A 12,329-nucleotide genomic window follows, 5' to 3' on the forward strand; every position below is an offset into this window, starting at 1 on the left:
TGACCGGGGCGCCGTCGTCCGTTTTTCGGGGCCTCAGACCTCAACAGCCGTGGGCTGGTTGCGGAAGCGCCCGACGGCGATGAGCAGCGCCCCGACGACCGCCCACCCCGCAAGCACGAGCCACGGGAAGGCCGCGTCCGCGGAGGGGAAGTAGGAGAGCTCGCGCAGGAGCGTCCCTGAGGCGCCTGGGACGAACCATTGGCCGACGTCGCCCCAGGGCGCGGGGAGGAACTCCCTCGGCTGCGTGAGCGAGGAGATGGGGTTGCCGATGAGGATCGTGATGACCGCGCCGAGCGCGATCCCGGCACGGCCGATCAGCGCGTTGAGGCCTGTGATGATGGCCGCCGTCGCGGCGATGCCGAGGCCGATCGCGGCGGCGTTGAGCAAGTAGCTCGACTGCAGGATGTGGAACCAGCCCTGCAGGATGCCCGCGAGGCCGAGTCCGCCCGCCACGCCGTACGCGAGGACGGCGCCGAACCGCCGCCACGTCCCCGAGACGAGCAGGGAGATGAGCACGCCGCCGAGGATCCCGCCGATGACGAGGGGCAGGCCGGCGATGGCGAGGCCCGTGCCGCGTGGATCGTCGGAGGAGAGGGGAGCGACGTCGGTCACCGTGACCGTCGGCACGGCCTGCGATCCGGCCGCGGGTGTGGCTCCCTGCGGGGCGCCTGTCTGCGGTGCGCCTGCCTGCGGGGATTGGGCGCGCTGTTGCGCCTGCTGGAGGGCCTGCTTGAGCTGCGCGATGACCTGCTGCTGGATACCCTGCTGCATCTGAGCGCCGATCTGGGTGAGCGCTTGCGACGCCACGGGGCTGGCGGCGCTGGCCACGAGGATCTCGGGGGACTTGCCGAGCACGATCGCGCCGTAGACCTCGCGCCGCTGGATCTGTGCGATTGCGTCGTCGCGGCTTGAGGCGGTGCGGACGTCGAGGGCGCCCTGTGGGGCCTTGGACGTGACCTGCGAGATCTGGTCGGGGCTCCCGACGGCGGCGATCGGCAGGTTCTGGACCTTCGCCGTGACGCTCGGCCACGCGAAGGCGATGAGGACGACGCAGACGATCGCCGCCGCGAGCGCGGCGGCGCGGAGGGCGTGAGCCCACGGGGTGTGCGCGCCCGTTGTGGTGTCGGCACGGTGTGCGTGTTGCGGGGCCTGGGCGATGCTCTGGGTGGACATGGCAGGTCCTCTCCTGGCTTGCTGGGGCTTTGGTTCGGAAGAAAACGAATGCTCATTCACTATTCTGCGCACTCGCGGTACGCTGTCAAGAACGGACATTCGTTTTCTTGTAGGGTGAGGCCATGCCGAAGGTCAGTGAAGAGCATCGGGAGGCCATGCGCCGCCGCATCCAGGACGCCGCGCTCGCGTGCGTGGGCCGCAAGGGGTTCGCGGCGGCGTCGATGGCGGACATCGTCGCGGAGGCCGGGCTGTCCGCGGGCGCCGTGTACGTGTACTACAAAGGCAAGGAGCAGCTCACGGTCGACGTCGGCCGGCGAGTTCTCGAGGACCGGCTCGCCGCGCTCGCGCTCGTGGAGGGGCTGGACCCGGTGCCCCCGCCGCACGAAGTCATCCCGGAGATCATGGCCGGGCTGCCGAAGACCGCGTTCTTCCCCGGCATCGCCCTTCAGGTCTGGGGCGAGGCCGTGCACAATGCGGAGCTCGCGGGCATCGCGCAGAGCATTATCGGCGAGGTCACCGGACGCTTCGCCGAGTATCTGCAGGCGTGGCTCGAGTCCTCTCGCGGCCTCTCTCGCGATGAAGCTCGGGCTGAGGCGGAGCGCCTCGCGCCCAGCGTCGTCGGGCTCGTGCAGGGGTATATCCTGCAGGTCGCGTTCGTCGGCGGGGGCATCGAGGAGCGCTACCTTGAGTCGGCCCGGGCCCTCCTCGAAGGGCTCTGACAGCGGCGCACCGATTCGCGCTCCGGCGGGCCGTCGTATATGCTGAAGCGGTTGCTTGAACGGGCGCGAACAGCGAGAACGGGCAGGCACTTTCGGGCTGTAGCGCAGCTTGGTAGCGCACTTGACTGGGGGTCAAGGGGTCGCAGGTTCAAATCCTGTCAGCCCGACCACGAGGCCGCGGAAACCCAAGGGTTCCCGCGGCTTCTGCGTTGGTGAGATTTGAACCGGCCATCTAATACCCATCTAAAACCCCGCCCAGATGGGGCTCTAGCGGCCCCGGCATTCGGCCCGGCGGCGTTGGCCCCGGACGCTCCCGGATGGCACGGGACGCCGGGTGCACCTGCTGGGCATGACTGCTCCAGCACCGCTCCCGCCTTCTTCCGGACTGCCGCCGCTGCTCGGCATCGGCGAGCTCTCGGCCTACCTCGGCGTCCCGGTCTCGACGATCTACGACTGGCGCGCCCGCGGGCTCGGGCCGCGCGCGTACCGGTTCGGCAAGCACCTGAAGTTCGCGGTGGACGACGTGACCGCCTGGATCGAGGCGCAGCGCGACCCGGCGCCGCAGCGGGATCGGCGGTGACCCCGGTGAGCCGCCCTCGCGTGACGATCGGCACCTACGGCGAGATCACCACCCGCCGCCGCCCGAGCGGCCTGGTCGAGGCCCGCACCCGCTATCGGGACTGGGACGGCGTCGCGCGGCTCGTGCAGGCCAGCGCCGCCAGCGCCGCGGCCGCGACCCGAGCGCTGAAGGCCAAATGTGCCGAACGCAACCTGCTCGCCCCGACGGCCGGTACGCTCGCGCCCGACAGTCCCTTCCCCGACCTGGTCGCGTACTGGCTCGAGGACATCGACCTCGAGGGCCGGCTCGCGACCGCGACCCGGCAGCTCTACGAGCGCGACATGCGCACCCTCGTGCTCCCTGCCTTCGCCGGGCTCACGCTCCGGGAGATCGGCGTCGCCCGCTGCGACCAGTTCCTCAAGCAGCTCGCGAAGCAGTCCTACGCCAAGGCCAAGCACGCCCGCGTCGTGCTGCGGCTCGCCCTCGCCCTGGCCGTCCGCCACGAGGTCCTGCCACGGAACCCGGTCGACCACGTCGCCCGCCTGCACCGCCCCGGGCAGGTCCCCGACGCGCTCTCAGCCGCGGAGGTCGACGCGATCCGCGCCGCGATCGCCTACTGGGAGGCGGGCCGCCCGGTCTCCGGCCCCAAGCCCGACGGCCAGCTCGGCGCGATCGTCGAAGTCATGCTCGGCACCTCCGCCCGGATCGGCGAGGTGCTCGCGATCCGCCGCCGCGACATCGACCTGACCGTGCCGTCGATCCGGATCTGCGGCACGATCGTCAGCCCCCGCGGCGAGCCGACCGTGCGGCAGGACCACCCGAAGACGGCGAAGTCGCGTCGGACCGTGAAGATCCCGTCCTTCACCGCCAGCGCCGTGAGACGGCGCCTGCTCCAGCTCGGCACGATCGACCCCGAGGCGCTGCTGTTCTGCTACCGCGAGGGAACCCCGCTCACGACCAACAACGTCCGCCGGCAGCTACGCCACGTCATGGACCTCGCCGGGCTCTCCGGCGTCACGCCGCACAAGTTCCGGCGCACGGTGGCCACCGCGATCAACGAGCACGCCGGGGTCGAGCTCGCCGCCGAACTGCTCGGCCACACGGACCCGAAGATCACCATCCAGCACTACATCCGCCGCAACGAGATGGTGAACCCCGCCACCGCGGCAATCCTCGACGCCGCCTTCGCGAGGCAGGGCGCACCGTGAGCGGGCCGGAGGCGGGGATAACGCGGTCCGGCCGCGGCGCGGCATCTCGCACGAACACTGGCGTCGTCGTAGCATGGAAGCGTTGCGGGCCGAGCCAGGTTCCCGGAGCGGGCGGCAGAGGACCCGGTCGTCATTACTCCTCCGGCAGAGCGGGCGCCGCGCTGGCTTTCGGGGTTTCGGAGCGTTTTCGCAGGTCACACGGTGGCGCCACCGTGGCACCACCGTGTCCCTGAAGGATGAGCCTTGTCGGGCGGCCATGCCGTGGCCGCGTCCAGCGCAGGCAGGGCTGCGTTTCGCCGCAGCAGACTGCCGGACCCGCGGTACCCGGTCCCGGGAGGCCGCGCGAGCCCTGTTCCCATCGATGACCCCGCCCGCCACACGACCGACGCCCTCCTTCGGTTCGCAGCGAGGCCCTCATCCGACACAGCTGCTCCGCCCGGGGATCCGCCTTCAGCTGACCCGTCACCCACCGGGGTTCCCGGATCCGCGGCTGGACGCGAATACGGGCGCCGCGAGGCCAAGGACGAGCGGAGGCTGCGCGAGAAATGGGGTCGGTTCGGCGGCCTCGGCGTGGCGCTCTCCGACGAGCGGCAGAGCACCAAGGCGTTGGAGCAGGGCGCGATCGGCGAGGAACGCCTCGGGGCCCGGCTCGACTCCCTCGCCGACTAGGGAATCGCCGTCCTCCACGACCGACGCCTTCCCGGCCCGAAGGCCAACATCGACCACATCGCCATCGCCCCCCAGCGGGTCTGGGGGATCGACGCCAAGCGATGAGAGGGCCGGCCCGAGCTGAAGGCCGATGGCTTCCTCCTCCCGCACGTCGAGACGCTCCTCGTCGGCCCCCGCGACTGCACCAAGCTCATCGACGCGGTCCTCAATCCTCAAGCAGATGGAGGCGCGCACCCATGCAGCGGATGCGGTGATCGCGGGGACACTCCGCGTCGGCGAGGTTGATTGGCCCCCTGAACGGCGGCTTCTTCTCCGCCCGGGGGGCCAGGCGCTATCGCCGCGACGGTTGGCCAAACTGCTCGCCCAAGAGACGGCAGGCCAGATCGAGATCCCAAGGTCTGACGACGCCGTCGCCTCACGATTCGAACGAGCATGACTCCTACCGGGCGCAACCTCACGGCTTCACCAAAACGTTCGTATTTGGGACATGGGGCCTGCCACCTGCTCAGTCCTTCGACTACAGGATCACGCGCATCGTCAGTAGCGCGAGAGAGCGCGCGACTAACGCGTGAGCCTCTCGTCTCGACTACCCCACAGAATGAGCCCTCGGGACGGTAGCCTCGTTCTGTGGAGACCCGGCTTGGAGGGGGATGAGTATGGAGCCACAACAGGAGGTGTCAGCGGCGGCCACTTCCACCGTCCCTCAGGACATCGGTGCGGTATTCCTGAAACATCGCGACGCGATGTACGGCGTCGCCCACGCCATGCTGCGCACCGACCGACACCACCGGGCTGAGGACGTAATCAGCGAGGTTATGGTCTCGATCCTCAAGAATCCGCCCGGATCCGTCAGGAACTGGGAGTCATTCTTGGTCCGCGCAGTCCAGAACAAGGTTCGGGACCTCTGGCGGTCCTCCGGGTACCGTCACGAGCAGCCTGTGCTTGCCGAGGGCAGCCCGATTGAGGGCGACCCTCTTGTAGGCGACCACGTCGAGGACGACCTTGCACTCGAGGTCATCGAGGCGATCGACCGTCAACAGACCGTTCAGAAAGTGCGTGAGGTGATGGCGGAGTTGGACGCCTGGGATCCCCAGGCGGCCTATGTGCTTTGGCAGTGCAAAGGACTGGAAAGAACGTCCCAGCAGGTCGCTGACGAGCTGGAGGTGTCGAGCTCGCGGGTCAGACAGATCTTGTCGAAGGCATTAACGAGATTTAGGAGCCTCTTGGAGGCCAAGGAGGTGAAGTTATGAGCGAGGAGACCGACCGGCTGGTGGAACAGCTGTTGGAGGAACCTCCGGGCCCGCAACGTGAGCAGATGCTCGCCCGTTTCGACGATGATCAGCGCGAGAAGCTCCTGCCGCTGCTTGCCGCCGGAGACCTCGTCTGGGAAGCGGCACACAGTGCGCCGCCCTTGGAAGATGATCCCGTAGCGGCGCTGCTGGGCGTGGTTCCAGATCCGAATGTCCAGCTTGATGGCAAGGCGCTCTTTCGGGCCTGCCAGGCAAGCCGGGTCAAGCCCACGGCTCTTGCGGCCCGGCTGATTGCCCGGGGGTGGAAGGTCGACGCATCGGATGTCTTCCGGTGGCAAACACGTGCCGCCCCGGACGTTCCTCCGGCGCTGATCAAGGCCATCGCCGAGGAGGTGCGCATAGATTCCGGGCGTCTTGTTTCGAGACCCCAGCAGCCGCGAACCAACCTCCTCGGACTCACCAAGGAGGTCTCGGCCACTCAGCTTTTCCGTGACCTCGTCCAACGATTCGCCAAGGTACAGCGAATCTCAGTTGAGATGGCGGAGTCGGCTCTGAGGCAACGAATGCTGGCCACGGTCCATCGTGGGGACATGCCCGATGCAGAGCAGATGCTTGCCTCCTTGGAGTCTCTCGTCGACACGCTTGAGGGAGGCCAAGAGTCTGATGAAGACGCTTGAGGATTGCGTCGAGGCAGCGCTGTCGGAACTGTCGGCCGAGGTTCGCGCCCAATTCGCTGCCGATCCGAAAGCGGTTCTCCGCGGCACCTTTGGCCTGAAGGTCCAGCTCGCCGAGCACCTTAGCGAACAGCGCGGCGATGGCGGGGCGTGCGATGGGGTCTCCTTCCTCCAGGACGGAGTGATCCTCTATGCCCCGACTCCCCGGAGCCGACGGGAGAACTTCACGTTGGCACACGAACTCGGCCATTGGCTGGTCAACCAGAATCCGGCCATCTACGACTGGCTGGTCGAGCAGCCTGAGCCGAACGAAGAACTCGAGACGATCTGTGACCGCATCGCCCAGCGCCTGTTGCTTCTCCAAGCGGACATTGACGACGTCCTGCACGGTGCCCCCGTGGAGGCCCGGCATGTCCTCGACCTCTATGGACGCAGCAACGCCAGCCTGCCGGCGTGTGCCATCGCCTTGGCTTCGAGACTTCCTGGACTCGGTGCTGTTCTGATCATTGACCTCGACGGGGACCTCGACGCGGCCAGAGTGCGCTACGCAAGCGTTCGCCCTGATCCAGAGCGGGGATGGCCGAAGGTCCACCCATGGCCCGGCCACGCCGTCCCAGCGGGACATCCCCTCCAGCGCATCCGAACGGGGGGCGCCATCCGGCGTCGCAGCTTCTGGGAGATGCCCTGGGGCGAACGGGCCGATTTCTACCTCGACGCCGTCGAGTTTCGCGACCGCTGGGTAGTCGTGATGGTGGACACTGACCTCTGGGGTGCGGAGAGGTTCCACCCGCCGGCACCTCGCGAGTTCGATCAACGCCCAGAACGAGAGGTCCGCTGCTGTGGGCAGACCCGGAAAGTCCGTGGCTACCCATGCCCGAAGTGCGATGAAGTGCCGTGCCCCGACTGCGGCAAGTGCCGCTGTGACCGGGAGGACGCCGAGTTGGTCATGTGTGCTGGCGATTGCTTCCTGATGTTCCGGCCGAGTCTCCTCGTCAACGGTTTGTGCGAGGAGTGCCGCTAACACTTCGAGCCGCCATCTCGACTACCTGCTGAGAGGACGCCGGGACAGGCCCGGCGACTCGGGTAACAGCAAGGAGACAAAGACATGGCTCACGACGAGATGATCACCTTCACGGTCGACAACGTCCAACTCACGGTGACCGACAAGCACCAGACCGCCCGTTCGATCCTCACTCTCGCCGGCCTGGACCCTGCGATGTACGACCTGGCCAAGCTGCACGGCGAAGGCGACTCGTACAAGGACGACCAGCAGGTGATCGTCCTCCAGGGCGATGCCTATGTCACGGTGCGCACCAGCGCGCCGGTGGCCTGAGGAGGCAGTGATGGAGCACGGGATCAACGCCCTGACGAAGTCTCTCGAAGCACTCGGAGCCACGCCCGTGCTCCGTCACGGGCTTCTCACCTACACCGTCATCCCAACCCACGGCGCCCGTGCGGGCCAGATGGTCGAAACGGGGATCGCCGAAGCCGAAGCCCAGGTGTGGCCCGCAACTCCCCCACATTGGGTGCACATCCCAGCTGAAGTCACAATCCCCGGGTCGAACACACAGCCCTCCCCACACCCCGGTTGGCTCGGCCACTCGCGCGACATCCAAGGCTGGGCCAACGAGGTCAATCACGCTGTGGCCTGGCTCTCCCATGTGCGTAGCGTGATGGCAGGAGCCATCTCGTGAAAGCCCGACGCATGTCGGTCGCGATGACCGACGAAACCCACGACACTCTGAGGCGACACCTCATCCGTGAGGACGGCGACGAGGACCTCTGTCTCGCCATGTATGCCTCTTCGACCGGCACGCGCCGCGAGACCGCGCTCATCCGTGAAGCCTGCCTGCCCCTTGAGGGCGAGCGCGAGGTTCACGGCAACGCAACGATCACCGGCAAATACGTCCTCAGGGTCGCACGGGAAGCCCGCAACGTCGGTCTGGGAGTCGTGATCCTCCATTCCCACCCCCATGGCAAAGGCTGGCAAGACCTCAGCGACCTCGACGCCGCCGCAGAGGCGTACTACGCGCACCTGATCGCCCAGGTCACCGGACTACCGCTAATCGGGATGACGCTTGCGGGCGTCGACGAGAAATGGTCCGCGCGCCAGTGGAGCGCTGAGGGAAACCACGTTGCAGCCGAAAGCGTGCGGATCGTCGGTGCCCGACTCCAGGTCAGCTGGAACGAACGACTCGTGCCGGTGCCATCCGCAATGCCCAGCCAGTTCCGCACAGTCTCTGCTTGGGGCGATCGCACCCACGCCGACATCGCCCGTCTGCGCGTCCTGGTAGTCGGTTCGGGGAGTGTGGGCATGGATGTTGCCATCCGGCTGGCAGCGACTGGGATCCAGAGGGTGGGGGTGATGGACTTCGACGAAGTGGAGGAAGTGAACCGGGACCGACTCGTCGCCGCTACACGACGCGACGCAAGGCTCCGGATCCCCAAGGTCGACGTCGCCCAACGCGCTTGCGTCAGCGCGTCAACTTCAGCCGACTTCCAGTTCCAGCGCCACCATCTCAGCGTCACCGATCTTGAAGGGCAACGCGCAGCCCTCGACTACGACGTGATCTTCTCCTGTGTTGACCGGCCCTGGCCTCGAGCCGTCCTCAACCAGATCGCCTACACCGACCTCATTCCGGTCATCGACGGCGGAATCGGCATCGACACCTTCGACACCGGAGAGATGCGCAACGCCACCTTCCGGACTCACGTCGTTCGGCCAGGCCGCCCCTGCCTGCAATGCAACGGCCAGCTCGATCCCGCCCAGGTCTCCCGCGACCGCCTCGGACTCTTTGACGATCCGACGTACATCGAAGAAGTCGGCCGCCGCGAAGCCGGCAAGCAGAATGTCACGATGCTGTCGGCCTCGGTTATGGCCTCGCAGCTGGCACTGTTCGTCTCACTAGTCGCTTCACCGTCCAAGTTCGGTGAACCCGGGCCCCTGCGATTCAGCCTGACCACCCACCGGCTCGAGCACGTCAAAGTCACAACCAACCCTGCATGTGTCTACGAGAACCTCATAGCGCAGGGGGACAAGCGGATTCCGCTGACGCTGGCTTCGGCAACATCACCACCCGCTGGCCACGGAATCGCCGGGGCGCTGTTCGGCCTAGCCACCCGCTACCTGATCGGTCTGGTCAGGTGGCTATTTGGTCACTGAAGCCGTAGACGCCTCAAGTACCAAGCACCGAATCTGCGATTTGGGTGCGGCTTGGTCCGCTGTGATGTGTGTGGTGTCGATTAGCTCTGCTTCATCGTGCAGCCAGGCCCGAGCTGCCTCGGCGTATGGCTCCAAGTAGGCGAAGCGGAACGTTGAGGGCCGAGGAGCTTGTCGTTCTGTACGTGGTCCGTCAACGCACCACCCTCGTGCTGTTCGGCCTGCTCGTCGGCATCATGGGAATCGTGTTCGGGACATCGCCTGACTCAGATCGATCCCACCGGGCGAACCGGGCGACGTGCCGCCGCTGCTGGCTCTGCCTCGGATACCCGCGGCCGGCGGGCCCATATGTTCAGAAAATCCACCTATTCCATTCTCGACGGAACATGGCTATTCTCTGAACATGATGAGAGTTGGTGCGGAGCCGCCTCGGACTGAGGATGACGTGCTGTCGGCGGGAGTGGCAATGATACGCGACCGCCTGCCCTCCACATGGTCGCTATCGACTAATGGCCGACAGCGACCCAGTGACCGCGGCGCTGACGCGGTACTCTCGATTCGTGCGCCGGACGGGAAAGAGGCAATCCTGATCGTCGAGGCCAAGCGCCTGCTCGAGGTCCGAGACGTCGCGACGATTCGTGAGCAGCTAGTGAATCTCACTGCTCGACAGCCGGGAAGCGTTGGCGTGGTCGTTGCCCGGTATCTGTCTAAGGCCACGCGACAACGCCTGGCGGAGGCCGGACTGTCCTTCGCGGATGCGACCGGCAATGTTCTCGTGCGGGTAGAAGCGCCGAGCCTTTTCATTTCCGACCGCGGCGCCGACAACGACCCCTGGCGAGGCCCGGGGCGACCTCGAGGCACTCTCAAAGGCGAGCCGGCCGCCAAAGTCGTGCGGGCACTCCTGGACTTCAGGGGCCCCTGGAAGATTCGAGACCTTGTCCGCATCTCGAAGGCATCGACAGGTTCGGCCTACCGGGTGATCGAGTTCCTAGAGACCGAGGCCCTGGCAACTCGCGAAGGCGGGCTGATCAGCGTCCCGGACTGGTCGTCTCTCCTTCGGCGCTGGAGCGAGGACTATCAATTCCTCCACACCAACACGATCACCCGCTGGATAGCCCCCCGCGGCTTGGCAGCCTTTCTCGAACAGGTGCGCAATTCTGACATCGACGGCTACGCGCTGACCGGTTCCGTCGGGGCCGCAGTCTGGGAGTCGTACGCGCCTGCGCGCTCGGCCATGGTCTACGTCAGTGCCGCCGAACGCGCCGCCAAGGAATGGGGCTTGCGCCCCACCGAATCAGGCGCCAACGTCCTGATCGCCAAGCCTGCCTATCCGGTCGTGCTCGAACGTACTGTGACGGCACTCGACGGGCTTCAGGTGGCCGCGCCCACGCAGGTGGCCGTTGATCTCATGACCGGACCAGGGCGTGCGCCATCCGAAGCAGAAGAACTCCTGGAATGGATGGAACGCAATGAGCAGTCCTGGCGATGACCCGACTGACCTCCTTGTCCGTGCCCGCACGGCGTTGCTCGATGCCCTTGATGCACTCGCCGAGCAACGCGATGCCGTCATCGTCATCGGCGCCCAAGCAGTCTACCTGCGAACCGGCGGCATCGACGTCGCTCTCGCCGAAGCTACCAAGGACAGCGACGTCGCCCTCGACCCGCGCCGCCTGACGGATGACCCGAGGATCGAGACGGCCATGCGTGAAGCGGGCTTCCTCCCCTCCGCCACCGGACAGCCGGGAGCTTGGGTAAACACCGACGGCATTCCTGTTGACCTCATGGTTCCCGAACAGCTCGCAGGACCAGGCAGCAGCCAGACCCGTGGCGCGCGCATCCCACCCCACGACAAGAAAGCCGCTCGGCGAGCCAGAGGCCTCGAGGCAACCCTTATCGACCACGACGAAATCGCCGTCAGTGCCCTCGAGCCAACCGATGGGCGAACCATCACCGTCAACGTCGCGGGTCCAGCCGCCCTCCTTGTCGCCAAGTTGCACAAACTGGGCGAACGAGCCAACAACCCAGCGCGACTAAACGACAAAGACGCTCACGACGCCTATCGGCTTCTCCGCGCGATCGAGACCGAGAAGCTACGAGCGGGCTTCACCGTGCTGCTGGACAACGAGCTCAGCCGAGAAGTCACTCGCGAGGCGCTCGACCATCTCGCCGTGTTGTTCGCCGACAGTGCCGACGCGCTCGGGTCCACCATGGCCGGGCGAGCCGAGGAAGGCGTTGGTGAACCTGAAGAGGTCGCCGTTGCAGTCTCTATCCTCGCCGGTGATCTTCTCACGAGCCTCGGTCGGCGCTGATCGTCAAAGCGACATGACCTCCTCCGGCGTCGGCTTCTGCCGGCGCCCTTCATTGAGGACCCGGTCCGCCCGCCGTCTCATGGCCTCCCGGACTCAGAGGCGTGGCGGCCGACGGTGGGGCTGAGTGACGCCGAATTCGGCGATGCGCCATGGTGTGGGCGCGCTTCTCGTCGGGACCCTGTCTCGCGTCCTACATCTGGCCGGCCAGGTGCACCTACCAGGGGGCTCGAGCTTGGACTTCTGTCCGCCCATGTACGGCCATACCCGGCCGCGGGAGGCTGTCGCTGGTCCGCCCGGATACCAGGGCACTTCCGCAGCTAATTTGCGCGCAATCCCTTCCAGATCTACCCCCCCGCGGCATCGGCCGGCGGTGCTTCCCTTCGGAAATTCTCCGCGAGAGTTGGGCCGGCCAACGCTTCTGTCAGCAGGAGCTCGAATGCATCGACGGGGGCCCTGAAGCCGAAGCAGCCGCCTCTCTTCCCAGAGGAAAAGATGCTTGGGCCAAACCAACGCGCAGTCCGGGTCATCTAGATCGACGTGCATGCTGCAACGACTATGACGTCGTTGATCTGATTCTCGTGTAGCTTGCCTGATAGCCGGCCGGTTAA

The 12,329-nt window shown here is 66.6% G+C and carries 13 protein-coding genes and 1 tRNA gene; 13 read left to right on the forward strand and 1 reads right to left on the reverse strand.

Annotated features, from left to right (window positions below):
* Window positions 1–33: 33 nt before the first annotated feature.
* Window positions 34–1,173 carry an ABC transporter permease gene (locus tag RBS12_RS00240; protein ID WP_307964043.1) on the reverse strand — a complete coding sequence of 380 codons (1,140 nt, stop codon included), beginning with the start codon at window positions 1,171–1,173 and terminating at the stop codon, window positions 34–36.
* A gap of 122 nt (window positions 1,174–1,295) precedes the next feature.
* On the opposite strand from RBS12_RS00240, the gene RBS12_RS00245 reads away from it, so the two are divergent.
* The 13 genes from RBS12_RS00245 (at window position 1,296) to RBS12_RS00305 (ending at window position 11,721) form a co-directional block, all read left to right on the forward strand.
* Window positions 1,296–1,892, forward strand: coding sequence for a TetR/AcrR family transcriptional regulator (locus tag RBS12_RS00245; protein WP_307964044.1), 597 nt, complete (start codon window positions 1,296–1,298; stop codon window positions 1,890–1,892).
* A gap of 93 nt (window positions 1,893–1,985) precedes the next feature.
* A tRNA-Pro gene (locus RBS12_RS00250) sits at window positions 1,986–2,062 on the forward strand.
* A 179-nt stretch (window positions 2,063–2,241) separates the two neighbouring features.
* Entirely contained in the window at window positions 2,242–2,472 is a 231-nt protein-coding gene (locus tag RBS12_RS00255) for a helix-turn-helix domain-containing protein (protein WP_307964045.1), read from the forward strand.
* A 5-nt stretch (window positions 2,473–2,477) separates the two neighbouring features.
* The gene (locus RBS12_RS00260; protein WP_307964046.1) at window positions 2,478–3,659 is read left to right on the forward strand and encodes a tyrosine-type recombinase/integrase; all 1,182 of its coding nucleotides are present in this window, start codon (window positions 2,478–2,480) and stop codon (window positions 3,657–3,659) included.
* A 717-nt stretch (window positions 3,660–4,376) separates the two neighbouring features.
* Window positions 4,377–4,433: a hypothetical protein gene (locus tag RBS12_RS20195; protein WP_373886458.1), complete on the forward strand. Its 57-nt coding sequence runs from the start codon at window positions 4,377–4,379 to the stop codon at window positions 4,431–4,433.
* Window positions 4,434–4,984: 551 nt separating this feature from the next.
* Window positions 4,985–5,578 (forward strand): sigma-70 family RNA polymerase sigma factor, encoded by a 594-nt coding sequence (locus RBS12_RS00270; protein WP_307964048.1) that lies wholly within the window; start codon window positions 4,985–4,987, stop codon window positions 5,576–5,578.
* On the forward strand, window positions 5,575–6,255 hold the full coding sequence (locus tag RBS12_RS00275; protein ID WP_307964049.1) for a hypothetical protein: 681 nt from the start codon (window positions 5,575–5,577) through the stop codon (window positions 6,253–6,255). The genes RBS12_RS00270 and RBS12_RS00275 overlap by 4 nt, the downstream gene beginning before the upstream one ends.
* On the forward strand, window positions 6,242–7,273 hold the full coding sequence (locus tag RBS12_RS00280) for an ImmA/IrrE family metallo-endopeptidase (protein WP_307964050.1): 1,032 nt from the start codon (window positions 6,242–6,244) through the stop codon (window positions 7,271–7,273). Before RBS12_RS00275 ends, RBS12_RS00280 begins: the two co-directional genes overlap by 14 nt.
* Window positions 7,274–7,357: 84 nt before the next feature.
* Window positions 7,358–7,585, forward strand: a complete 228-nt coding sequence (locus RBS12_RS00285) for a hypothetical protein (RefSeq protein WP_307964051.1) — start codon at window positions 7,358–7,360, stop codon at window positions 7,583–7,585.
* A gap of 10 nt (window positions 7,586–7,595) precedes the next feature.
* Window positions 7,596–7,946, forward strand: coding sequence for a hypothetical protein (locus RBS12_RS00290; RefSeq protein ID WP_307964052.1), 351 nt, complete (start codon window positions 7,596–7,598; stop codon window positions 7,944–7,946).
* Complete coding sequence (locus tag RBS12_RS00295; RefSeq protein WP_307964053.1) at window positions 7,943–9,415, forward strand: ThiF family adenylyltransferase; 1,473 nt, start codon at window positions 7,943–7,945, stop codon at window positions 9,413–9,415. The genes RBS12_RS00290 and RBS12_RS00295 overlap by 4 nt, the downstream gene beginning before the upstream one ends.
* 442 nt (window positions 9,416–9,857) lie before the next feature.
* A complete protein-coding gene (locus RBS12_RS00300) occupies window positions 9,858–10,901 on the forward strand; it encodes a hypothetical protein (RefSeq protein WP_307964054.1) in 1,044 nt (347 codons plus the stop codon).
* Window positions 10,882–11,721, forward strand: a complete 840-nt coding sequence (locus RBS12_RS00305) for a GSU2403 family nucleotidyltransferase fold protein (protein WP_307964055.1) — start codon at window positions 10,882–10,884, stop codon at window positions 11,719–11,721. Before RBS12_RS00300 ends, RBS12_RS00305 begins: the two co-directional genes overlap by 20 nt.
* Window positions 11,722–12,329: the final 608 nt, after the last annotated feature.

This window comes from Sinomonas sp. ASV322, from assembly GCF_030908245.1.
Classification (GTDB): domain Bacteria; phylum Actinomycetota; class Actinomycetes; order Actinomycetales; family Micrococcaceae; genus Sinomonas.